This is a genomic window from Bradyrhizobium sp. B120, assembly GCF_049075665.1.
Classification (GTDB): Bacteria; Pseudomonadota; Alphaproteobacteria; order Rhizobiales; family Xanthobacteraceae; genus Bradyrhizobium.
This window is the reverse complement of the sequence record NZ_CP185242.1, coordinates 8,764,353-8,786,166: the sequence shown is the minus strand read 5'-3', so window position 1 is coordinate 8,786,166 and position 21,814 is coordinate 8,764,353. Positions and strand designations below refer to the sequence as shown.

The 21,814-nt window shown below is 64.6% G+C and carries 20 protein-coding genes; 9 read left to right on the top strand and 11 right to left on the bottom strand.

Going from position 1 to position 21,814, the window contains the following annotated elements; genetic code table 11:
- Positions 1-3: 3 nt before the first annotated feature.
- From ACOIX3_RS40740 to ACOIX3_RS40730, 3 genes are all read right to left on the bottom strand, one after another.
- A complete protein-coding gene (locus ACOIX3_RS40740) occupies positions 4-921 on the bottom strand; it encodes an efflux RND transporter periplasmic adaptor subunit (protein WP_420967614.1) in 918 nt (305 codons plus the stop codon).
- Positions 922-1,166: 245 nt separating this feature from the next.
- The gene (locus ACOIX3_RS40735; RefSeq protein ID WP_420967613.1) at positions 1,167-1,814 is read right to left on the bottom strand and encodes an OmpA family protein; all 648 of its coding nucleotides are present in this window, start codon (positions 1,812-1,814) and stop codon (positions 1,167-1,169) included.
- A gap of 140 nt (positions 1,815-1,954) precedes the next feature.
- Positions 1,955-3,565: a caspase family protein gene (locus ACOIX3_RS40730; RefSeq protein ID WP_420967612.1), complete on the bottom strand. Its 1,611-nt coding sequence runs from the start codon at positions 3,563-3,565 to the stop codon at positions 1,955-1,957.
- A 369-nt stretch (positions 3,566-3,934) separates the two neighbouring features.
- Here ACOIX3_RS40730 and ACOIX3_RS40725 point away from each other — a divergent pair, with 369 nt between their 5' ends.
- Positions 3,935-4,741 (top strand): N-acyl homoserine lactonase family protein, encoded by an 807-nt coding sequence (locus ACOIX3_RS40725; RefSeq protein ID WP_420967611.1) that lies wholly within the window; start codon positions 3,935-3,937, stop codon positions 4,739-4,741.
- A gap of 63 nt (positions 4,742-4,804) precedes the next feature.
- A complete protein-coding gene (locus ACOIX3_RS40720) occupies positions 4,805-5,686 on the top strand; it encodes an NAD(P)-dependent oxidoreductase (RefSeq protein WP_420967610.1) in 882 nt (293 codons plus the stop codon).
- 117 nt (positions 5,687-5,803) lie between these two features.
- Here ACOIX3_RS40720 and ACOIX3_RS40715 read toward each other — a convergent pair whose 3' ends face one another.
- Positions 5,804-6,364 carry a MarR family winged helix-turn-helix transcriptional regulator gene (locus tag ACOIX3_RS40715; protein WP_420967609.1) on the bottom strand — a complete coding sequence of 187 codons (561 nt, stop codon included), beginning with the start codon at positions 6,362-6,364 and terminating at the stop codon, positions 5,804-5,806.
- A gap of 177 nt (positions 6,365-6,541) precedes the next feature.
- On the opposite strand from ACOIX3_RS40715, the gene ACOIX3_RS40710 reads away from it, so the two are divergent.
- The 5 genes from ACOIX3_RS40710 to fahA all read left to right on the top strand — a co-directional run bounded on the left by ACOIX3_RS40710 (position 6,542) and on the right by fahA (position 12,208).
- On the top strand, positions 6,542-8,167 hold the full coding sequence (locus ACOIX3_RS40710; protein WP_420967608.1) for an FAD-dependent oxidoreductase: 1,626 nt from the start codon (positions 6,542-6,544) through the stop codon (positions 8,165-8,167).
- Positions 8,168-8,176: 9 nt separating this feature from the next.
- On the top strand, positions 8,177-8,404 hold the full coding sequence (locus ACOIX3_RS40705) for a DUF2783 domain-containing protein (protein ID WP_092121894.1): 228 nt from the start codon (positions 8,177-8,179) through the stop codon (positions 8,402-8,404).
- Positions 8,405-8,431: 27 nt separating this feature from the next.
- A complete protein-coding gene (locus ACOIX3_RS40700) occupies positions 8,432-9,385 on the top strand; it encodes an MBL fold metallo-hydrolase (RefSeq protein WP_097675815.1) in 954 nt (317 codons plus the stop codon).
- Positions 9,386-9,387: 2 nt separating this feature from the next.
- Positions 9,388-10,734, top strand: a complete 1,347-nt coding sequence (gene hmgA, locus ACOIX3_RS40695; protein ID WP_420967607.1) for a homogentisate 1,2-dioxygenase — start codon at positions 9,388-9,390, stop codon at positions 10,732-10,734.
- 202 nt (positions 10,735-10,936) lie between these two features.
- On the top strand, positions 10,937-12,208 hold the full coding sequence (gene fahA / locus ACOIX3_RS40690) for a fumarylacetoacetase (protein ID WP_420967606.1): 1,272 nt from the start codon (positions 10,937-10,939) through the stop codon (positions 12,206-12,208).
- 96 nt (positions 12,209-12,304) lie between these two features.
- Here the strand turns inward: fahA and ACOIX3_RS40685 are convergent, their stop codons facing one another.
- Both ACOIX3_RS40685 and ACOIX3_RS40680 read right to left on the bottom strand, forming a co-directional pair.
- Positions 12,305-12,616: a DUF1272 domain-containing protein gene (locus ACOIX3_RS40685; RefSeq protein WP_420967605.1), complete on the bottom strand. Its 312-nt coding sequence runs from the start codon at positions 12,614-12,616 to the stop codon at positions 12,305-12,307.
- A gap of 84 nt (positions 12,617-12,700) precedes the next feature.
- A complete protein-coding gene (locus ACOIX3_RS40680) occupies positions 12,701-13,177 on the bottom strand; it encodes an Lrp/AsnC family transcriptional regulator (protein ID WP_212316585.1) in 477 nt (158 codons plus the stop codon).
- A 123-nt stretch (positions 13,178-13,300) separates the two neighbouring features.
- Here ACOIX3_RS40680 and hppD point away from each other — a divergent pair, with 123 nt between their 5' ends.
- A complete protein-coding gene (gene hppD / locus ACOIX3_RS40675; RefSeq protein ID WP_420967604.1) occupies positions 13,301-14,419 on the top strand; it encodes a 4-hydroxyphenylpyruvate dioxygenase in 1,119 nt (372 codons plus the stop codon).
- Positions 14,420-14,592: 173 nt separating this feature from the next.
- Here the strand turns inward: hppD and ACOIX3_RS40670 are convergent, their stop codons facing one another.
- From ACOIX3_RS40670 to ACOIX3_RS40650, 5 genes are all read right to left on the bottom strand, one after another.
- Complete coding sequence (locus tag ACOIX3_RS40670; protein WP_420967603.1) at positions 14,593-15,705, bottom strand: CaiB/BaiF CoA transferase family protein; 1,113 nt, start codon at positions 15,703-15,705, stop codon at positions 14,593-14,595.
- A gap of 248 nt (positions 15,706-15,953) precedes the next feature.
- Complete coding sequence (locus tag ACOIX3_RS40665; protein ID WP_420967602.1) at positions 15,954-16,754, bottom strand: FAD binding domain-containing protein; 801 nt, start codon at positions 16,752-16,754, stop codon at positions 15,954-15,956.
- Between the two features lie 13 nt (positions 16,755-16,767).
- Entirely contained in the window at positions 16,768-19,107 is a 2,340-nt protein-coding gene (locus ACOIX3_RS40660; RefSeq protein ID WP_420967601.1) for a xanthine dehydrogenase family protein molybdopterin-binding subunit, read from the bottom strand.
- A gap of 92 nt (positions 19,108-19,199) precedes the next feature.
- Complete coding sequence (locus ACOIX3_RS40655) at positions 19,200-19,685, bottom strand: (2Fe-2S)-binding protein (protein ID WP_420967599.1); 486 nt, start codon at positions 19,683-19,685, stop codon at positions 19,200-19,202.
- Positions 19,686-19,818: 133 nt separating this feature from the next.
- Positions 19,819-20,022: a hypothetical protein gene (locus tag ACOIX3_RS40650; RefSeq protein ID WP_420967598.1), complete on the bottom strand. Its 204-nt coding sequence runs from the start codon at positions 20,020-20,022 to the stop codon at positions 19,819-19,821.
- A gap of 68 nt (positions 20,023-20,090) precedes the next feature.
- Here ACOIX3_RS40650 and ACOIX3_RS40645 point away from each other — a divergent pair, with 68 nt between their 5' ends.
- Positions 20,091-21,806 (top strand): PQQ-dependent dehydrogenase, methanol/ethanol family, encoded by a 1,716-nt coding sequence (locus tag ACOIX3_RS40645; protein WP_420967597.1) that lies wholly within the window; start codon positions 20,091-20,093, stop codon positions 21,804-21,806.
- The last annotated feature ends 8 nt before the right edge of the window (positions 21,807-21,814 follow it).

Here is a 21,814-nt window from a genome sequence, read left to right as displayed (position 1 = left end):
GAATTAGCGTGACCGCGTGCGATCGAGTTCGTCGGCGAACATGGTCTTGATCTGGTCGCCGTCATGCAGCGAGGTGCCAGCATCGGCCACGACGATTTCGCCGACGTCGAGGCCTTCAAGGATTTCGGTCGAGGTGTCGGAGGTCAGCCCGACGCGCACCCTGCGGGTCTCGACCGTGTTGCCCTTCACGACCTGCAGGGTCAGGCGGTCGATCGCGGTGCGCGGCACCGCGACGCCGCAGGAGCGCTTGGCGTCGATATTGGCGCGCGCGAACATGCCGACCTTCAGCGTCGGATTGTTGTTGATGGTGATGCGGACATGCCCGAGCTGGGTGGCGCGGTCGATCTGCGGCGAGATCTGGCGGACCTTGCCGACGATGTCGGGTGCGTCGTCGCGGCTGATCCGGACATTGGCGCCGGGATTGAGCTTCAGGAGCTGGAAGCCCGGCACCTCGGCGTCGAGCTCGATCTCGTTGTTGACGGAGATCTTGAACATCGCCGGCGCCTGCGGCGAGGCCGGGGCGCCGGGCGCGGTGCGCACCTCGGTGACGAGGCCGGCAGCCGGCGCGCGCAGCACGATCGGCTTGGCATTGCCCTGCGCCGCCTGCTGTGGCGGCGGGGTCAACCGCGCCAGTTCCTGGTTCTCGGTCACGATGTCACCCTCGCGGACCAGCACGTCGGTGACCTTGGAGCCGTCCTGGTCGACATTCACCTGCGCCTCGCGGCGCGGCACGATGAAGCCGGTGACGCGGACCATGTCGGAGAAGCAGGCATTGGTCGACTTCGTCACCACGACCAGCGCCTGGCCCGGCGTCTCCTTCTCCTCCGGATGGGAGCGGTGCTCGAAGGCGTAATAGGCGACAGCCAGCGCGAGGAAAACCACCGTGCCGAGCGCAGGCTTGAGGTACTGGGAGAAATTCATCGCCTGATCAATCCAGAGCTTGGCGCGTATCGACAGTGATTGTCTTGGGCGCTCGTCGAAGTCTCATCTCGCCGCCGTATTGTCCAGACATCGATCGAGCCGGGGTCCACTGTCCCGGATCATGCCGTGACGTCATGTGAGGCGGGTCACCTGTGGGCCGTCTTGGGGCTCGGCCCTCAAGCAAATGCGCCCCGCCGGGGTGCGGGACGCATTGTAACCTCAAAAAGGAGCCACGCCACCGCCCATCACTTGGAGGCGGTGTCCTTGTTTTCGACGTTCACGACCTGCACGCGCCGGTTGACGTCCGCCATCGGGTGGCTCGGGTCCTTCAACTTGCTCTTGCCATAGCCGACGGTGACGAGATCGGTGCCGTTGATGCCATATTTGTCGACCAGATAGCGCTTGATGGCGTCGGCGCGGCGCTCCGACAGGCCTTGATTGTAGTCCTCGCCACCGGCGGCGTCGGTGTGGCCGGCGACCACGAAGGTCGAGCCCTTCAGGTCCTGATTGGTCAAGGCGCGGCCGAGCGCCTGCACTGAGGGCAGCGACTTGGCGCTGATGTCGGCGGAGTTGTAATCGAAGTTGATCTCGAGATCGATCTTCGGCTTGTCCTGGACGATGGTCGCGATTTCCTCGCGCTCGGTCGAGGACAGCGAGCGGGTGGCGCGGCCGCGGACGCTCTGCACGAATTTGGCCTGGTCGGCGTTCAGCCCGGACGAGGTCTGCGGGCCGACCGAGAGGCCGCGGGTCAGCGGCTTCTTCTCGGGCGTCAGCGCCTTGATGATCTGATCCTCGGTCACGTCACCAGCGCGGGCGGCCGCCATGCCTGATAACAGCACGGCGCCGACGGTCACGATCGAAAGCATCGCGGCTCTTGCCGACGGCTTGAACATTTCGGTTCCTCCTGCGCCGGCCGGCGCGGTTCCATGCAGCGCTTCGGATTGATCGCGGGCATCGCTGCCCGGCACACACCCTCTGATTAGTCGCGCAATTTCATCGGTGGTTCGAGCCGCGGGCAGGCCTCGTCCATTTGTCACTGCACGCCGTAGTCGGCGAATTCCTTGACGATGTTCGGGTCCATCGCCTTGGCGTTGGCGATGTCGAGATCGCCTTCCGCGACCGCGCCGTTGCGCTTCTTGGCGAGGCCGCGCCCGTACAGCGACGAGGTCAGCCGCGGGTTGATCTTCAGCGCAGCGTCGAAATCGGCGATGGCGTTCTTGTTCTGCCCGCCCTTCAGGTTCATCAGCCCGCGGCTGTCGAGCGCATCGACGAAATTCGGGCGCAGCCGCAGCGCCTCGTTGCAGTCCTTCAGCGCCGCCTGCAGGTCGCCGATCACGGTGCGCACCCAGCAGCGGTTGTTATAGGCCTCGACATCCTTCGGGTTCAGCCGCAGCGAGTTGGTAAAATCCTTCACCGCGAGGTCGTAGGCGCCCTTGCTGGCAAAGACCTGGCCGCGGCGATACAGCGCAGCCGCGTCATCCGGGTTCTTGTCGAGCTTTTCGTTCAGGCCCTTGATCGTCGGATCATCGGCGAGAACAGGCGAATTGCTCGGAGCCGGCGTGGGCTGGATCACCACCGGCGGCGGAGGCGCGGGAGGCGGCAGCGCGATCTCGGGCGCTTTTGGCGCAGGCGGCGGCGCCGTCGGCGCTGTCGCGACGGGCGGTTTCGGCGGTGCAGGTGGCGGCGTCGGCGCGGTTGCCGCGGGAGGCGTCGGCGTCGGTGTCGGCTTCAGCGTTGCAGCGGGCGGGGCTGGCGGAGGTGCAACTGGCGGTGCCGTTGCCACCTCGGTCGACGGCGACGCGGCCGGCGCGGGCGCTGCGCTCGACGGTCCCGGCGCGCCGCCTGGGATGGCCGCGCCGCCTGGTGTGGCTGCGGCGCTTGGCGTGGTGGCGCCGGCTGGACTGAACGAGAAATCCTCGGCCAGCGACGACGAGATCCACGGCACCTGTTCCTGCCGCGAGGCGCGGGTGACGCCGACGCGGGTGCGGTTCAGCGTTTCCTCCGCCATCAGGTCGGGGGTGCGGATCTCCTTCAGCAGTTCCCGCACGAACAGGCTGCGGTCGCTGCCATTGTCCGAGACCACGGACGACAGCGCGGCCGAATACATCACCAACGTTCCGTTGGGTGCGATCACCGGGGCGAGCCCCGCCGAGAAGCTGCGGAAACGGCGTTCGAACGGGTTGCGCCGCGAGGCGTCGACCAGGGCGATCTTCACCCCGGCGCCGCGGCTGTTGATCTCGCCGAGCACGGTCTCGAGGCTGAAGCCGTCGCGGCGGACGTCGGCCTCGGCCCAGATCTGGGCGTCGATCGGGATCATATAGCTCTGCCGGTTCGACTGGATGCCGTAACCCGAGAAGAAGATCAGCGCGACCGAGCCCGGCTTGATCTTGCCATAGAGCCGGTCGAAGGCGCGGCGCATGCCGTCGCCGGTCAGGTTCTCGCCGACCTCGACGGTGAAGCCGTCACGCTTGAGCTCGTCGGCGACGTCACGGGCGTCGTTGACCGGCTCCTTCAGCGGTGCGTCGGCGTCGGGATATTTGGCGTTGCCGATGACCAGCGCGAAACGATCGCCGGCAGCGACGGACAGGGTGGGCGACGCGATTGAAAAAATCAGCGTGGCGAGCAAGGCAAGGCGGATTTTCATAATCGCAGCTAATCCAGATCGCGGCATTGCAATGAAATGGCGCCGCTTTCAGCCTGCGCCCCGGGGACCTTACTCTAGCGAAAATCCATTATCAAACCACGGCCAAACCCCCGTCAACGGCTTGCTGCACCATCGCTTATTGCAATGACGACTGCGAGACCGCAGTGCAACAGCATGCGGTCATAGCGGCCATCGCCAACACGGCATGGTGCCGGTTCCCATGAGCCGATAATGTGATTGCATTCACAGTGGCATGGGCTGACCCGTCATGCGCTCGTCGCACTCCGCGCGGTTTGACCTTTGCGCGAGGCGATGGCTTTGTGGTCGGGACGCCAAGCCAATCAAGAACACCCAACAAGAGCGATACCGATGGGAAACGCCTACGAAATCTACGCCCTGCGCTATGCGACGATGTCGCCGCGCACGCCCCACCTCAACTTCCTGGTGCCCGATCCGCACGACACCACGGCGCAGGATCTCGATTATTTCGTCTGGCTGATCCGCGGCCACGGCCGCGACATCCTGGTCGACACCGGCTTCAACGCCGAGGAGGCCAAGGCGCGCGCCCGCAAGCTGACGCTCAACCCGGTCGATGCGCTGGCCGCCTTCGGCGTCAGCGCCGATGCGATCCGCGACGTCATCGTCACCCATCTGCATTATGACCACGCCGGCAACCTGGATCGCTTCCCGAGCGCCAAATTCCATCTGCAGGAACGCGAGATGAGCTACGCGACCGGTCGCTGCATGTGCAACGGCATGCTGCGCCATCCGTTCTCGATCGAGCACGTCACCCAGATGGTGCGCCACGTCTATGGCGAGCGCGTCACCTTCCATTCCGGCGACGGCGAGATCGCGCCCGGCGTCACCGTGCATCGCGTCGGCGGCCATTCCGACGGCCTGCAGGTGGTGCGGGTCGAGACCGCGCGCGGTCCGGTCGTGCTGGCGTCGGATGCCGCGCATTATTATGCGAACCTGCACAAGAAGAGCCCATTCCCGATCGTCTACAATGTCGGCGACATGGCGCAGGGCTGGGAGACGGTCGAGCGGCTCGCCGGTCATCCCGACCGCTTCATCCCCGGCCACGATCCGATCGTCAGCGAGATCTATCCGCGCGCCAGCGACAAGGTCGATGCGTTCGCGCTGCATCTGGCGCCGTCGCGATCGTTCGCGAAATAGCCTCGCCGGTTTGGGCGAGGCGCATCTGCAACACGTCAAGAAACGTCAAAAAGAAGCAGCGATATGACTGAATACAAGACTCTCGGGTTCATCGGCCTCGGCGTGATGGGTGAGCCGATTTGCCGCAACCTGGTCAAGAAGAGCGGCAAGCGCGTCGTCGTGTTCGACCTCGCGACTGAGCCGCTGCAACGGCTACGCGCCGACGGCGCCGATGTGGCTGAAACGGTCGCCGATGCCATCAAGCAGAGCGACGTGCTGTTCCTCTGCCTGCCGAGCGCCAAACATGTGCGCGCGGTGTTCGAGGGCGACGGCATTCTGAAGAACATCAGAAGCGGCCAGGTCGTGGTCGATCTCGGCACGTCTTCGGTCAGCCAGACCCGCGACTTCGCCGGGCAGTTGCAGGCCAAGGGCGCGGCCTGGGCCGACGCGCCGATCGCACGCACCCGGCAGGCGGCGCAGGACGGCACGCTCAGCGTGATGGTCGGCGCGGTGCCCGCGCTCTATGCCGCGATCGAGCCCTTGATCCGCTGCTTTGCCACCGACGTCACCAATTGCGGCGAGGTCGGCGCGGGACAGGTGACCAAGATCCTCAACAACATGGTGCTGTTCGAGACCGTGAACGCGCTGGCCGAGGCGGTTGCGGTCGCGAAGCGCAATGGCGTCGATCCGAAGCTCTTGCTGGAAACCCTGTCGAAGGGCTCGGCCGACAGCTTTGCGCTGCGCAACCACGGCATGAAGGCGATCGTGCCGGGCGTGTTTCCGGAGCGTGCGTTCTCGACCGAATATGCGCTGAAGGATCTGTCCTACGCGCTGGAGCTCGCCGCCGACGCCGGCATCAAGATCCGTGGCGCGGAGCTGATCGGCACGGTGCTGCAGGAGGCGATCGACAAGGGATCGAGGGATAATTATTTCCCTGTGATCGCGAAGCATATCGATCAGGCGTAAATCCCTCCATCGTCATTCCAGGGCTCGCGAAGCGAGAGCCCGGAATCTATCGGGCCGCACGTTTGGTGGATAAATGGATTCCGGGCTCGTGCTGCGCACGCCCCGGAATGACAAATCCTAATACACGTCCTTCGCGTCGGCCTCTTCGCTGGTCTGCACCAGCTCGAGGCTTGTCTCGACCTTGCCGAGCAGGCGTGCGAGATCGCGGCGCTCCTGTGCGGACAGGCAGGAAAGGATCTCCTGCTCCTTGCGCAGCAGGCGCGGGATCAGCTCTTCGTAGAGTACCTGGCCCTTCTTCGTCAGGCGCAGGCGGAATTCACGGCGGTCGTCGGCGTTCTCGACACGCTCGACGATCTCGCGCTCCATCAAGGCCGATACCGCGCGGCTGATGGTGGATTTGTGCGTGCGGGTGCAATGCGCGATGTATTGCGCGCTGCAGGGATCGCTGCGGAAGCCGAGCGTCGCGAGCACCCGCCATTCCGGAATGTCGAGGCCGTAGCGCGCCTGATATTCGCTCGACAGCGCCGAGGACACCTCCGCCGCCAGCCGGTTCAGGCGGAACGGCATGAAGTGGAACAGGTCGAGGCGCTTCTTGGTCGGCGCGACGTTGTCGCGCGCGTCCGCTTCCACGGCGCTGCGCGGCCGCATCGGAGGCTGGCTTGCAGAGGTCCTGGCCAAAAATTCCTCCAATTTGAGTTGACGGCGAGCCCGACTGGGAGTTTAAGATAGTTGCAAGTGAGACTAATTTAGCAAGGTCGCGCCCAGCCCGCAAGGTGCTGGTTGCCAGCCGGTCACACAAGCCGCAGTCCGAGCCACAGACAAGGGCCGGCGTCAGGGAACATCCAGGGTCAAGCAATGGCAGCCAATACGGCACAGGCCAAAACCCAGTTCGGCTATCGCCGTCACCCCGACCAGGAGCGGTCGGGCGCCAACGTCGCGGAGCATCCGGTCGTGGTGGTCGGCGCCGGGCCGGTGGGATTGTCGCTCGCGATCGACCTCGCGCAGCGCGGCCAGCGCGTGGTGCTGCTCGACGATGCCGACCGGATCGGCGAGGGCTCGCGCGCGATCTGCTTCTCGAAACGCTCGCTGGAGTTCTGGGATCGCCTCGGCGTCGGCGACCGCATGGTCGAGAAGGGTGTGGTGTGGAGCGTCGGCAAGATCTTCCACGGCGCCTCGCAGCTCTACCAGTTCAATTTGCTGCCCGAAGAGGGTCACAAGCGGCCCGCCTTCATCAACCTGCAGCAGTTCTATGCCGAGGCCTATCTGGTCGACCGGGTCGAGCAGCTGCCTGAAATCGACCTGCGCTGGCGCAACAAGGTGATCGCGCTGGAGAGCCGCAACGATGGCGTCGCGCTGACGATCGCGACCCCCGAAGGCTCCTACCAGATACATGCCTCCTTTGTCGTCGCCTGCGACGGCGCCCGTTCCTCGCTGCGGCAGATGGTCGGTGCGGACTTTGCGGGGCAGGTGTTCGAGGACCAGTTCCTGATCGCCGACGTCAAGATGACCGCGGCATTCCCGACCGAACGCTGGTTCTGGTTCGATCCGCCGTTCCACGCCGGACGCTCGGCGCTGTTGCACAAGCAGCCGGACGACATCTGGCGGATCGACCTGCAGCTCAATCCGGATGCGGATCCGGTGGCCGAGAAGCAGCCCGAGAACGTGCGGCCGCGGATCGAGCGCATGCTCGGGCACGACAAGTTCGAGTTCGAATGGATCTCGCTGTACAAGTTCCAGTGCCGGCGGATGGCAAAATTCATCCACGGCCGCGTGATCTTTGCCGGCGATTCCGCACATCAAGTCTCGCCGTTCGGCGCGCGTGGCGCCAATTCCGGGCTCGAGGACGCCGAGAATCTGGCGTGGAAGCTCGATCGCGTGCTGCGCCGGCTGTCGCCGGAGGGCTTGCTGGAGACCTATCACATCGAGCGTAGCGCGGCGGCGGACGAGAACATCCGCGAGTCCACCCGCTCGACCGATTTCATGGCGCCGGTGACCCGGCAGGAGGCGCGGCTGCGCGAAGCGGTGCTGTCGCTCGCCAAGGACACCGAGTTCGGCAAACGCATGGTCAATGGCGGCCGGCTGTCGGTGCCGTCGGTCTACGACACGCCACTGTCGAGCAGCGATCGCGACAACTGGCGCGGCGGCCCGCGGCCGGGCGCCTCGATGCCGGATGCACCGGTGACCGAGCAGGGCGGTGGTTCCAGCTATCTGACCGACGTTTTCATCAGGCAGGGAACGCGGTTCACGCTGCTGGAGTTTGGTAATGGCGCGGCTGTCGATGTGCCTGACGGCGTCGGGAGCATCCGGGTCGGTGGTGAGGGCGGGCTGATCGATGTGCGGGGCCTTGCCGGCAAGCGCTACGACGCCGAGCCCGGCACCGCCTATCTGCTGCGGCCGGACGGCTATGTCGCGGCGCGCTTCCGGAACGCCGCGCGGCCCGCACTCGATGCGGCGCTGGCGCGCGCCGCCGGCCTGAACTGAGGATTTGCGATGGCGCTGTCGACCAGTTCGAACTTTGCTAAACCCGACGATGCCTTCCGCGCCATCGTCGAGGCGCATCGCGGCCTCACCGAGGCGCAGAGCGCCGATCTCGATGCCGCGCTGGTTCTGGTGCTCGCCAACCATATCGGCGATCTCGACGTGCTGCGCGAGGCGATCGCGCTGGCGAAGCGGCGGACGCTGGACGCGAGCCAGCAGCAACAACAGCAACAACAATAGCACTGATCAACGGACAGGATTGAACTGATGGCCAAAGGTTTCGCATCGACCACGGATCTCGCGGAGAAGAAGGTCACCTTCTCCGAGATCGGCACCGATCTCTACGCCTTCACCGCCGAGGGCGATCCCAACACCGCCGTCATCGTCGGCGAGGACGGCTGCCTGGTGTTCGACGCACAGGCAACGCCTGCGATGGCCAACAAGGTGATCGAGCGGGTCAAGACCGTCACCGATAAGCCGATCAAATACGTCGTGCTGTCGCATTATCACGCGGTGCGCGTGCTCGGCGCCTCCGCCTATCACGCGCAGGGCATCGTCGCCTCGCAGGAGACCTATCGCCTGATCCAGGAGCGTGGCCAGCAGGATTGGGATTCCGAATATGGCCGCTTCCCGCGGCTGTTTCAGGACGCGGCGAGCATTCCCGGCCTGACTTGGCCGACGCTGACCTTCGAAGGCGAGATGTCGATCTATCTCGGCAAGCGCGAGGTGCGGCTGATGCAGCTCGGCGCCGGCCACACTTCGGGCGATATCGTCGCCTGGGTGCCGGATGCCGAGGTGATGTTCTCCGGCGACCTGATCGAATATCACTCGGCCTGCTATTGCGGCGATGCGCATTTGCGCGAATGGCCGATGACGCTGAACGAGATCCGCGCCTTCAATCCGAAGGCGATCGCGCCGGGCCGCGGCGATGCGCTGAAGGGCCTCGAGACCGGGCGCGATGCGATCGCGATGACCCGCGATTTCGTCACCACGCTCTATGGTGCCGCCGAATCGTCCGTCGCCAAGGGCCGCAGCCTGAAGGAATCGATGGCGGCGACACGCGAGGTGATGGATCCGAAATTCTCGAAATTCGCGATCTATGAGCACTGCCTGCCGTTCAACGTTTCGCGCGCCTATGACGAAGCGTCCGGGATCGACGATCCCGTGATCTGGACCGACAAGCGCGACCAGGAAATGTGGGCCGCCCTGCAAGGAGGATAGCGATGAACATCAACACCTCGCCTGATCAGATCGTTCGCAGCTCGGGGCAGGTCACGCCGGGCTACATGTCCGGCTTCGGCAACAGCTTCGAGACCGAAGCATTGCCCGGCGCGCTGCCGATGGGCCGCAACTCGCCGCAGCGCTGCGCCTATGGGCTCTATGCCGAGCAGCTGTCGGGCTCGCCGTTCACGGCGCCGCGCGGCACCAATGAGCGCTCCTGGCTCTACCGCATCCGTCCCTCGGTGCGGCATTCCGGCCGTTTCGCCAAGGCAGATAGCGGGCTGTGGCGCACCGCGCCGTGCCACGAATACGACATGCCGATCGCGCAGCTGCGCTGGGACCCGGCGCCGATCCCGAAAGAGGACATGACCTTCCTGCAGGGCGTGCAGACCATGACCACGGCGGGTGACGCGAATACGCAAGCCGGCATGGCGGCGCACATCTATCTCATCACCAAATCGATGGTCGATCAGCATTTCTACAATGCCGACGGCGAGATGATGTTCGTGCTGCAGCAGGGCAATCTGCGCCTCGTCACCGAGTTCGGCCGCATCGATGCCGAGCCGGGCGAGATCGTGGTGATCCCGCGCGGCGTCAAATTCCGCGTTGAGATTTCGAATGGCCCCGCGCGCGGCTATCTCTGCGAGAATTACGGCGGCGCCTTCACCTTGCCGGAGCGCGGCCCGATCGGTGCCAATTGCCTGGCCAATTCGCGCGACTTCCTGACGCCGGTGGCAAGCTACGAGGACAAGGATACCCCGACCGAGCTCTACGTGAAGTGGGGCGGCGCGCTGTTCAAGACCACATTGCCGCATTCGCCGATCGACGTCGTCGCCTGGCACGGCAATTACGCGCCCTACAAATACGACCTGCGCACCTTCTCGCCGGTCGGCGCGATCGCGTTCGATCATCCCGATCCGTCGATCTTCACGGTGCTGACCTCGCCGTCGGAGACTGCCGGTACCGCGAACATCGACTTCGTGATCTTCCCGGAGCGCTGGATGGTGGCCGACAACACCTTCCGCCCGCCGTGGTACCACATGAACATCATGTCCGAGTTCATGGGGCTGATCTACGGCGTCTACGACGCCAAGCCGCAGGGCTTCGTGCCCGGCGGCATCAGCTTGCACAATTGCATGCTGCCGCACGGCCCCGACCGCGAAGCCTTCGAGCATGCTAGCAACAGCGAGCTGAAGCCGGTGAAGCTGACCGGCACAATGGCCTTCATGTTCGAGACCCGTTACCCGCAACGCGTGACGCAGCACGCCGCGACGTCATCGACGCTACAGGACGATTACTCGGATTGCTGGAAGGGGCTCGAGAAGAAGTTCGACCCGACCAAGCCGTAATTTTACCCTCCCCTGGAGGGGGAGGGTCGACGCGAATGAAATGAGCGGCGGGGTGGGGTGACAGTCTCTCCCTTGAGGCAGTACCCGAGTGGAGGGATCACCCCACCCCGTCTCGCATTTCGCTTCGCTCCATGCGAGCCGACCCTCCCCCTCCAGGGGAGGGTGGCGAAAGTGGCACCACCATCATTGCATCGAGAAAACGATGACCCACCCCAACGACCCATCCCTCCGCTCCTTCATCGACGTCGCCCCGACCTCCGACTTCCCGATCCAGAATCTGCCCTATGGCGTGTTCTCGTCGAAGGATGGCCTCGCGCCGCGTGTCGGCGTCGCGATCGGCGACTATGTGCTCGACCTCTGGGAGCTCGAGCAGGACTCGCGGCTCGACGTCGGGCCGCTCGGCGTGTTCTCGCAGCCATCGCTCAACGCCTTCATGGCGCTCGGGCCGAAGGTGTGGTCGGCGACGCGGGCGCGGATCAGCGAGCTGTTGCGATCAGATCATCCTGAATTGCGCGACAACAGGGAATTGCGGGCGCGGGCGCTGGTGCCGATGGCCGACGTTCGGCTGCACATGCCGTTTGCCGTCTCGGGCTATACCGATTTCTATTCGTCGAAGGAGCACGCCACCAATGTCGGCGTCATGTTCCGCGGCAAGGACAATGCGCTGCAGCCGAACTGGCTGCACATGCCGATCGGCTACAATGGCCGTGCCTCGACGGTGGTGGTTGGCGGCACCAAGGTGCGGCGGCCGCGCGGGCAGCTGAAGCCGCCGACCACAGACGTGCCGAGCTTCGGCGCGTGCAAGCGGCTCGACTTCGAGCTCGAGATGGGCGTCGTGGTGGGTCAGGCCTCGCCGATGGGCGAGATGCTCACCGAGAAGCAGGCCGAGGAGATGATCTTCGGCTTCGTCATCCTCAACGACTGGAGCGCGCGCGACATCCAGCAGTGGGAATATGTGCCGCTCGGGCCGTTCCAGGCCAAGGCGTTCGCGACCTCGATCAGCCCGTGGGTGGTGACGCGCGAGGCGCTGGAGCCGTTCCGGATGCAGGGCCCGGCGCAGCAGCCGGAGCCACTGGCTTATCTCAAGCAGGCGCAGCCGAACAATTACGACTTGCAGCTCGACGTGAGCTTGCGCGCCGGTGCGATGAACGAAGCGAAGACGATCTGCAGCACCAACTTCAAATACATGTACTGGTCGTCGGTGCAGCAACTCGTGCACCACGCCTCCAGCGGCTGCGCGATGAATGTCGGCGACCTCTTAGGCAGCGGCACGATCTCCGGTCCCGAAAAGCATCAGCGCGGCAGCCTCCTGGAAATCAGCTGGAACGGCACCGAGCCGGTGGAGCTTGGCAGCGGCGTGACGCGCTCGTTCCTGGAGAACGGCGACTCGCTCATCATGCGCGGCTGGTGCCAGGGCGACGGCTATCGCGTCGGTTTTGGCGAGGTCGAGGGCACGATCGTCGCGGCGGAGTAAGTTGTCATTGCGAGGAGCGAAGCGACGAAGCAATCCACCTATCCCCGCACGGAGAGGATGGATTGCTTCGCTTCGCTCGCAATGACGAGAGGAGCCTTACCGCTCCTCGGGCCTGACATCCCTCAGTCGCGCCGTATGGGCCGCGCAGTCCTCGAGACTGTATTTCAGATGCACCCGCTTGTCGGACGGCGGCTGGTTTATGGTGCAGACACCCACCCGCCACGGCTTGGCCGGGCGGATCGGTCGCGGTGCAAAGCCGCCGCCGCAGTTCGGGCAGACGTTGCCGAGCTTGGTCTCCGCACAATCCGCACAGAACGTGCATTCGTACGAGCAGATCCGCGCCTCCAGCGCGCTCGGTGGCAGGTCCTTGTCGCAATATTCGCAGTTCGGTCGCAGCTGCAGCGCCATGGTCGCCTCTCTGGGGGATGCTGGAGGAATGATCGCAAATCGGGCCGGGAAAGCGAATGACGGATTTCCCTCGATTTGCGCCAGTCAGGTCGGCAGCGATTTCAGAGGCAACTTGGTGCTCTCCTTCAGGCGGTCGAGCACGATCGAGGAGCGCACATGCGCCACGCTCTGATGCGGCATCAGCACGTTGTTGACGATGTCGGACAGGCTCTTCAGGTCGCGCAGCATCACCTTGAGCACGTAATCGGCATCCCCGGTCAGCGCGTAGGCTTCCTGGATGTCGTCGACGCGGTTGACGAGCTCGCGAAACCGTTTGGCGTTGTCCGGCGAGTGGGTCGCGAGCGTGATGTGGATGAAGGCGATCAGGCCGAAGCCGAGCGCCTCGCCGGCGAGATCGGCGTGGTAGCCCGAAATCACCTTCTCCTCCTCCAGCCGCATCCGCCGCCGCGAGCATTGCGAGGCGGAGAGCCCGACCAGGTCGGCGAGCTGCTGGTTGGTCAGCCGCCCGTCGTCCTGCAGCGCGGCGAGCATCTTGAGGTCGAAGGCATCGACGTCTGGCATGCGCATATGGTCCATTTCATGCACGGATTGTGCGCGATTCTAGCAGATCAGGGGCCATTTTGCACGCACGTTGCGCCACAAGTGACGGAAACTGATCTCCAGACAAATCAGGGAGTTACCGTCATGGGTCCGTTTCCGCACGATGCGCCGCCGGTCGAAATCAGCGCTGAGAATCCGATGGGCACCGACGGCTTCGAGTTCGTCGAATATGCCCACCCCAATCCCGCCGAGCTGCACGCTTTGTTCAAGCTGATGGGCTTTGTCGCGGTCGCCCGCCACAGGACCAAGAAGATCACGGTCTATCGCCAGGGCGACATCAACTATCTCGTCAATGAGGAGCCGGGGAGCCACGGCTTCAACTTCGTCGCCGCGCATGGCCCCTGCGCGCCGTCGATGGCGTTCCGCGTGGTCGATGCGAAGCGCGCCTATGAGCGCGCGATCTCGCTCGGCGCGGAGCCGGCGGATGTGTCGTCCGCGGAGAAGACATTGGATGTCCCCGCGATCAAGGGCATCGGCGGCAGCCTGCTGTATTTCGTCGACCGCTATGGTGCCAAGGGCTCGGCCTATGGTGCCGAGTTCGAGTGGCTAGGAGAGGAGAATCCTCGTCCCGCAGGCTCGGGCCTTTATTACGTCGATCACCTCACCCACAACGTCCACCGCGGCCGCATGGATGTCTGGACCGGCTTCTATGCCAAGCTGTTCAACTTCCGCCAGATCCGTTTCTTCGACATCGAGGGCCGCGCGTCCGGCCTGTTCTCGCGCGCGCTGACCAGCCCGGACGGCAAGATCCGGATTCCGATCAACGAGGACGCCGGCGATTCCGGGCAGATCGAGGAATATCTCAACATTTATCACGGCGAGGGCATCCAGCACATCGCCTGCGGCGCGCGCGATATCTATTCGACGGTCGAGACGCTGCGCGCGGATGGCCTGCCGTTCATGCCGTCGCCGCCCGAGACCTATTTCGAGCGGATCGATGCCCGCCTGCCGCAGCATGGCGAGGACCTGGCGCGGCTCAAGACCAACGGCATCCTGATCGACGGCGAGGGCGTCGTCGACGGCGGCCAGACCAAGGTGCTGCTGCAGATCTTCTCGGCCAACGCGATCGGGCCGATCTTCTTCGAGTTCATCCAGCGCAAGGGCGACGACGGCTTTGGCGAAGGCAACTTCAAGGCGCTGTTCGAATCGATCGAGGAAGACCAGATCCGCCGCGGCGTGCTGAAGGTCGATCACGCGGCTTGAAGACGTCGTAGAGGTGCCGCGCTAGCGCACCGCCAACAGGTGTCGTCCCGGCGAACGCCGGGACCCATACCGCGGAATCTATCGAGCGTGCGGGATGGTAGTCCCGCGGAAAGATCGCGCGTCATAACCACGTTTCGTGGTTATGGGTCCCGGCCTTCGCCGGGACGACGGGTCTACTTCCCCGCCTTCCACGCACTCGTCACGTCCCCGATGCTTGCCAACTCCGGCTCGCGGATTGCGGACGGCGTGCGCGAGAAGCGTGGCGCGGGGGCGGGCTGAGTGACGCCGTGACGCTCGACGAACACCTGGCGTGCCGCCATGTGCGGATGCTTCGGGGCCTCTTCCATGGTCAGGATCGGCGCGAAGCAGATGTCGGTGCCTTCCATGATTGTGCACCAGTCGGCGCGCGACTTGCTCTTGAAGACCTTTTCCAGCTTTGCCTTCAGCGCCGGCCAGGCCTTGCGGTCCATCTGGGCGTCGAAGTCGGCGTCGGTCAGGTCGGCATGCTTGCGCAGCAGCGCGTAGAACTGCGGCTCGATCGAGCCGATCGAGATGAAGTTGCCGCAGGAGCATTCGTAGACGCCGTAGAAATGCGCACCGCCGTCCAGGAAGTTCTGGTCGCGGCCGCCGCTCCAGCGGCCCTGCGCGGCCATGTCGTAGAACATCGACATCAGCGAGGCCGCGCCGTCGCACATCGCGGTGTCGACCACCTGGCCCTTGCCCGACTTCTGCGCTTCCAAGAGCGCGGCGAGCACGCCAACCACGAGATACAGCGCGCCGCCGCCGAAATCGCCGACCAAATTGAGCGGCGGCACCGGCTTCTCCTTGGTGCCGATCGCAGCCAGTGCGCCGGTGATCGAGATGTAGTTGATGTCGTGGCCGGCGGCGTTCGCCAGCGGGCCTTCCTGGCCCCAGCCGGTCATGCGGCCGAAGACCAGCTTCGGATTGCGCGCGAGCACGACGTCGGGGCCGAGACCGAGACGCTCCATCACGCCGGGTCGGAAGCCTTCAATCAGTGCATCGGCATGGCTGAGCAGGTCGAGCACTTCAGCGATCGCCGCCTTGTTCTTGAGGTCGAGCTCGATGACCTTGCGGCCGCGGGTTGCCACCGCCTTCAAATTCTTCCCCGCGCCGACCCGATCGAGGGTGATGACCTCGGCGCCCATGTCGGCGAGCAGCATGCAGGCGAACGGGCCGGGGCCGATGCCGGCGAATTCGACGATGCGGAAGCCGGCGAGCGGGCCCGAGGTGCGAGCGGCGGTTTGGGAGGCGGGTTTATCGAGCACGTTGTTATCCGTTCGTTGTGGGGCGTTAAGCGGCTGAGGTGTTTGCGGCTGGCTTGGTGCCGAATGTCATGCGTTCCCCCAGCCGTCCGTGGGACGGTATTTTTAATTAGCTGATTAGCTAAATTGTCTCGCCGAACGCGCGATGAGGCAAGCGTCTTTTGCCCCGAAGCGCCGGTAAAACGAGGCGCCGTAAAACGCGAACGGCGCGCATCGCTGCGCGCCGCCGCTCGACTTGTGTTTAGGCGCTATCAGCCGGCGGCAGTCACCGCGCGCTGTCCCATCACCTTCACCAAATTGGCGCGGTAATCCGCCGAGCCGTGGATGTCGGCGAGCAGGCCGCTCGCCGCGATCGTGACGCTGTCGAGCGCCGAAGCCGCCCAGTTCGCCTTCAGCGCCTGCTCGATCGGCCCCACCCGCATGACGCCGCTTTGCGATGCACCGGTCGCGGTGACGCGGACGTCACCGGCCTTGGTCTTGGCGACGAACACGCCAGTCAGGGCGAAGCGCGAGGCCGGGTTCGGAAACTTGGCATAACCCGCCTTGGCCGGGATCGGGAACGATACCGCGGTGATGATCTCACCATCCTCGAGCGCCGTCGTGAACAGGCCCTTGAAGTAATCATCCGCCGCGATCGACCGCTTGTTGGTCTTGATCGTCGCGCCAAGTGCCAGCACCGCCGCCGGATAATCCGCCGCCGGGTCGTTGTTGGCGAGCGAGCCGCCGATCGTACCGCGATAGCGCACGGCGGGGTCGCCGATCATCGACGCCAGATTGGCAAGCGCGGGGATTGCCTTCCTGACCGCATCGCTTTGCGCCACATCGTAATGCGGCGTCGCTGCCTTGATGGTGACGGTGTCGCCCGAAACCTCGATGCCGATCATCTCCTGCACCTTGGAGAGGTCGATCACGTCGGACGGTGCAGCGAGACGCTGCTTCATCACAGGAAGCAGGGTTTGTCCGCCGGCAAGGAATTTTGATTCCGTGCCCTTGGCAAACGTGGCTGCGGCATCGGCGATCGAGGAAGCGCGGTGATAATTTGTCTCGTACATGGCTCTTCCTCCCTCAACCGTGAATGGCGTGCCAGACGCGATCGGGCGTCGCCGGCATTTCCAGCTTGTTGTTGCCGATGGCGTCCGTGATCGCGTTGATCACGGCAGCGGAAGCACCGATCGCGCCGGCTTCGCCGCAGCCCTTGACGCCGAGCGGGTTGCCCGGACACAGCGTCGTGGTGTGGGAGAGCTGGAACGACGGCAGGTCGTCGGCGCGCGGCATGGTGTAATCCATGAACGACGCGGTCACGAGCTGACCGGTGTCGTCATAGACCGCGCCCTCGAGCAGCGCCTGGCCGATACCCTGCGCCAGCCCGCCATGGACCTGGCCCTCGACGATCATCGGGTTGATCAGCCGGCCGAAATCGTCCGCTGCCACGAAGTCGACGAAGGTGGTCTTGCCGGTGCCGGGATCGACCTCGAGCTCGCAGATATAGGCGCCGGCCGGGAAGGTGAAGTTGGTCGGGTCGTAGAACGCCGTCTCCTTCAGGCCGGGCTCCATGCCGTCGGGCAGGTTGTGCGCGGTGTAGGCCGCGAGCGCGACCATCGGCAGCGCGATCGCCTTGTCGGTGCCGGTGACCTTGAACTCGCCGTTCTCGATCACGATGTCGCTCTCGGACGCCTCGAGCGCATGCGCTGCGATCTTCTTGGCCTTCGCTTCGACCTTCTCCATTGCCTTCACGATCGCCGCACCGCCGACCGCAATCGAGCGCGAGCCGTAGGTGCCCATGCCGAACTGCACCTTGTCGGTGTCGCCATGGACGATCGAGACCTGGCTGATCGGCACGCCGAGCCGCTCCGCGATGATCTGGCAGAACGTCGTCTCATGGCCCTGGCCGTGGCTGTGCGAGCCGGTGAGCACCTCGATGGTGCCGACCGGATTGACGCGAATCTCGGCCGATTCCCACAGGCCGACGCCGGCCCCCAAGCTGCCGACCGCCTTCGACGGCGCGATGCCGCAGGCCTCGATGTAGCAGGAGACGCCGATGCCGCGCAGCTTGCCACTGGCTTGCGCCTTGGCCTTGCGGGCGGGGAAGCCGGCATAGTCGATCGCCTTCATCGCGGTATCGATCGAGGCGTGGAAGTCGCCGACATCATACGCCATGATCACAGGCGTCTGATACGGGAACTGGTTGATGAAGTTCTTCTTGCGCAGCTCGGTCGGATCGACCTTCAGCTGCCGCGCCGCCGTCTCCATCATCCGCTCGAGCAGATAGCTCGCCTCGGGACGGCCCGCGCCGCGATAGGCGTCGACCGGCGTGGTGTTGGTGTAGACGCCGATCACCTCGGCATAGATCGTCGGGATCACATACTGGCCCGACAGCAGCGTCGCGTAGAGATAGGTCGGCACCGCCGAGGAGAACAGCGACATGTAGGCGCCGAAATTGGCGTGGGTCTTCACCCGCAGGCCAAGGATCTTGTTGTCCTTGTCGAACGCCATCTCCGCCTTCGAGACATGGTCGCGGCCATGTGCGTCGGTGAGGAAGGCCTCCGAACGGTCACCGGTCCACTTCACCGGGCGGTTGACCTTCTTCGAGGCCCACAGCGCCACCATCTCTTCCGGATAGATGTAGATCTTGGAGCCGAAGCCGCCGCCGACGTCGGGTGCGATCACGCGGAGCTTGTGCTCGGGCGCGATGTTGTAGAACGCCGACAGCACGAGGCGGGCGACGTGCGGGTTCTGCGAGGTCGTGTAGAGCGTGTAGTGCTCTTCGGCCTGGTCATACTGTGCGATCGCCGCGCGCGGCTCCATCGCGTTCGGCACCAGGCGGTTGTTGGTGAGCTCGAGCGTCACCACGTTGGCGGCCTTGCTGAAGGCATCGCCGACCGCGGCTTCGTCGCCGATGTGCCAGTCATAGACGATGTTGCCGGGGGCTTCGGGATGCAGTTGCGGCGCGCCCGACTTGATCGCGGCCTTGATGTCGGCCGCCGCGGGAAGCTCTTCGTAGTCGACGACGACGGCTTCCGCCGCGTCCTTGGCCTGGTTCTTGGTCTCGGCGATCACAACCGCGACCGCCTGTCCGACGAAGCGCACGGTCTCCGGCGCCATCGCTGGCCACGCGCCCATTTTCATCGGCGAGCCGTCTTTCGAGGTGATGGCCCAGCCGCAGATCAGATTGCCGACCTTGTCGTCGACGATCTGCTGTCCGGTCAGCACCGCGATCACGCCGGGCATCTTCATGGCCTCGGTGGAGTTGATGCCCTTGACCTTGGCATGTGCATGCGGGCTGCGGATGAAGTGAGCGTAGCTCATGCCGACCATTTTAACGTCGTCGACGTAACGACCCTGGCCGGTAATGAACCGGCGATCTTCCTTGCGCACGACACGTGCGCCAATTCCTTCAACACCCATAGTCTAGTCCTCCCAACGGAGATTCGATTTTGCCGCCGTTTCCATCGAGACCGGCGGTGATGAGCTTGATTAGTGTGTACTGCGTGGGCCGGCTATTCGGCCGCCTGCGCGACCTTCATGCGGCCGGCTGCATCGAGCACCGCCTTGACGATGTTGTGGTAGCCGGTGCAGCGGCAGATGTTGCCTTCGAGCTCGTGGCGAACCGTTTCCTCGTCGAGCTTGCCGCCATGGCGGTGCACGATATCGACCGCGGACATGATCATGCCGGGGGTGCAATAGCCGCACTGCAGGCCGTGATTGTCGCGGAATGCCGCCTGCATCGGGTGCAGCTCGTCGCCCCTGGCGAGGCCTTCGATCGTGGTGACGTTGGAGCCCGCGGCCTGGCCGGCCAGCATGGTGCAGGATTTGACCGCCCGTCCGTCGACATGGACGACGCAGGCGCCGCACTGGCTGGTATCGCAGCCGACATGGGTGCCGGTGAGGTTGAGGTTTTCGCGCAAGAGATGCACGAGGAGGGTCCGGTCCTCGACGTCGACCGAAACCGCCCTGCCGTTTACCGTCAGTTTGACTGTAGACACGCGTTTCTCCCAATAGCTTCGTTATGGGCCCAGTAGACCACGCTTCATATGGGACGTAACCGCGATCAAAGTCGTAGGTGCGGCCCTGTCATGAAGGCGCCGGGCAGTGCCTGCGATCCTAGCAGGCAGCCGTTCAATGAGCAATTTGCAAGCTGCCGGGAGCATGCTCCGGCGCGATGAAATCACCCCGCAGTGCAAGCGGTTTTTCGGCAGATCGATGCTGCCTGCGGCGCGCCAAAATCGCCGCCGCGATTGCTACTACCTTCCGCCTATAACGACGCAAAAGCGTTGCTGTCATTTTCATCGCCGACGCAGCGACAGAAGATCGCTGGTTCATGAAATTGGGTATCGATCCGCGCGCGCGATGCATCCATCGCGGCAACGAAACCATATTGGAGGAAGCCAATGAAGCTGAGGAGCGGGATTTTCTTTGCCGGTGTGTCGCTGGTCGCCATGGCGATGGCAAGCATTGGCGCGTCGAAAGCGAATGATTCCGTGGTGAAGGCGGCGTCCGATCCGAACGGATGGGCGATCGCCGGCCACGACTACGGCAATACGCGCTTCAGCCCCCTGAAGCAGATCAATTCCGAGAATGCCGGCAAGCTGCAGCTGGTCTATTCGCTGTCGCTGGCCTCGCTGCGCTCCAACGAATCGTCGCCGCTGGTGATCGGCAAGACGCTGTATGTGTCGACGTCGTGGGGGCCGAAATACGTCTATGCGGTCGATGCCGCGACCGGCGCGCGCAAATGGACCTGGCAGCCGGATATTCCGGATGACGTGCTGCAATACGCCTGCTGCGACGTCAACAATCGCGGCGTGTCCTATGCCGACGGCAAGATCTTCGTCGGCCGGCTCGACGGCAAGCTGACCGCGCTCGATGCCGAGACCGGCAAGGAGCTCTGGACCTCGACCGTGGTCGACTACAAGCAGGGCTCGGTCATCACCTCGCCGCCGCTGATCGTCCGCGACAAGGTGATCACCGGCTTCGGCGGCGGCGAATACGGCGTCCGCGGCTCGTTGCAGGCCTTCAATCTCAAGGACGGCAAGCTGCTCTGGCAGACCTTCACGGTGCCGGCGCCGGGCGAACCCGGCAGCGACACCTGGAAGGGCGACACCGGGCTGCATGGCGGCGGCGCCGCCTGGCTGGTCGGCTCCTACGACGCCAAGTCCGACACGGTCTACTGGGGCACCAGCAATCCGGGACCGTGGAATACCGGCGTGCGCTCCACCGGCGACGGCAATTTCGGCAAGCTGACCAACCTTTACACGGCCTCGACGCTGGCGATCGATCCCAACACCGGCAAGATCAAGTGGCACATCCAGGGCACGCCGGCCGACGCCTGGGATTATGACGGCGTCAACGAGCTGCTGCTCGCCGACCTCAAGATCAAGGGCGCCGAGACGCCGGTTCTGATGAAGGCGGACCGCAACGGGTTCTTCTTCGTGGCCAACCGCGAAACCGGCAAGGTGATCTCGGCCGAGAAGTACGTCTTCGCCAACTGGGCCAAGAAGTGGGACATCAACACGATGCGGGCGGAAGAGGATCCGGACAAGCGTCCCGGCCCCGGCCATCCCGCCAAGGATATCTGCCCGAACCTGATCGGCGGCAAGAACTGGCAGCCGATGTCGTTCAACCCGCAGACCGGCCTCGTCTACATCCCGACCAATAACGTCTGCATGGATTGGTCGGTCTCTGACGTGAACTACAAGCGCGGCGTGTTCTATCTCGGCGCCGAATTCCCGACCAAGGAAGGCCCCGGCGGCTTCCTCGGCGAGCTCGTGGCCTGGGATCCGGTCGCCAACAAGAAGGTGTGGAGCATCAAGGAAGACCTGCCCTTCAACGGCGGTACGCTGACGACGGGCGGCAACCTCGTGTTCTCGGGCAATCTGCACGGCGACTTCCGCGCCATCGATGCCAAGAACGGCAAGGTGCTGTGGAGCAAGAACCTCGGTAGCGGCATCGGTGCCGGTCCAGTGACCTATTCGGTCGACGGCAAGCAGTATGTCGCGATCGTGGTGGGACGCACCGCGGCGCTGCCGGCTTTCCTCGGCGACATCGGCAAGAAGATGGTCGCCGCGGCGCCTGAGGGCGGCTCGCTGTTCGTGTTCGCCCTGCAATAAACGATCGC

What these genes read in the sequence shown, in the direction of transcription:
- ACOIX3_RS40740 (WP_420967614.1), bottom strand. Translation starts at nt 921, where the DNA reads ATGAATTTCTCCCAGTACCTCAAGCCTGCGCTCGGCACGGTGGTTTTC.
- ACOIX3_RS40735 (WP_420967613.1), bottom strand. Translation starts at nt 1,814, where the DNA reads ATGTTCAAGCCGTCGGCAAGAGCCGCGATGCTTTCGATCGTGACCGTC.
- ACOIX3_RS40730 (WP_420967612.1), bottom strand. Translation starts at nt 3,565, where the DNA reads ATGAAAATCCGCCTTGCCTTGCTCGCCACGCTGATTTTTTCAATCGCG.
- ACOIX3_RS40725 (WP_420967611.1), top strand. Translation starts at nt 3,935, where the DNA reads ATGGGAAACGCCTACGAAATCTACGCCCTGCGCTATGCGACGATGTCG.
- ACOIX3_RS40720 (WP_420967610.1), top strand. Translation starts at nt 4,805, where the DNA reads ATGACTGAATACAAGACTCTCGGGTTCATCGGCCTCGGCGTGATGGGT.
- ACOIX3_RS40710 (WP_420967608.1), top strand. Translation starts at nt 6,542, where the DNA reads ATGGCAGCCAATACGGCACAGGCCAAAACCCAGTTCGGCTATCGCCGT.
- ACOIX3_RS40705 (WP_092121894.1), top strand. Translation starts at nt 8,177, where the DNA reads ATGGCGCTGTCGACCAGTTCGAACTTTGCTAAACCCGACGATGCCTTC.
- ACOIX3_RS40700 (WP_097675815.1), top strand. Translation starts at nt 8,432, where the DNA reads ATGGCCAAAGGTTTCGCATCGACCACGGATCTCGCGGAGAAGAAGGTC.
- hmgA (WP_420967607.1), top strand. Translation starts at nt 9,388, where the DNA reads ATGAACATCAACACCTCGCCTGATCAGATCGTTCGCAGCTCGGGGCAG.
- fahA (WP_420967606.1), top strand. Translation starts at nt 10,937, where the DNA reads ATGACCCACCCCAACGACCCATCCCTCCGCTCCTTCATCGACGTCGCC.
- ACOIX3_RS40685 (WP_420967605.1), bottom strand. Translation starts at nt 12,616, where the DNA reads ATGGCGCTGCAGCTGCGACCGAACTGCGAATATTGCGACAAGGACCTG.
- ACOIX3_RS40680 (WP_212316585.1), bottom strand. Translation starts at nt 13,177, where the DNA reads ATGCCAGACGTCGATGCCTTCGACCTCAAGATGCTCGCCGCGCTGCAG.
- hppD (WP_420967604.1), top strand. Translation starts at nt 13,301, where the DNA reads ATGGGTCCGTTTCCGCACGATGCGCCGCCGGTCGAAATCAGCGCTGAG.
- ACOIX3_RS40665 (WP_420967602.1), bottom strand. Translation starts at nt 16,754, where the DNA reads ATGTACGAGACAAATTATCACCGCGCTTCCTCGATCGCCGATGCCGCA.
- ACOIX3_RS40660 (WP_420967601.1), bottom strand. Translation starts at nt 19,107, where the DNA reads ATGGGTGTTGAAGGAATTGGCGCACGTGTCGTGCGCAAGGAAGATCGC.
- ACOIX3_RS40650 (WP_420967598.1), bottom strand. Translation starts at nt 20,022, where the DNA reads ATGAACCAGCGATCTTCTGTCGCTGCGTCGGCGATGAAAATGACAGCA.
- ACOIX3_RS40645 (WP_420967597.1), top strand. Translation starts at nt 20,091, where the DNA reads ATGAAGCTGAGGAGCGGGATTTTCTTTGCCGGTGTGTCGCTGGTCGCC.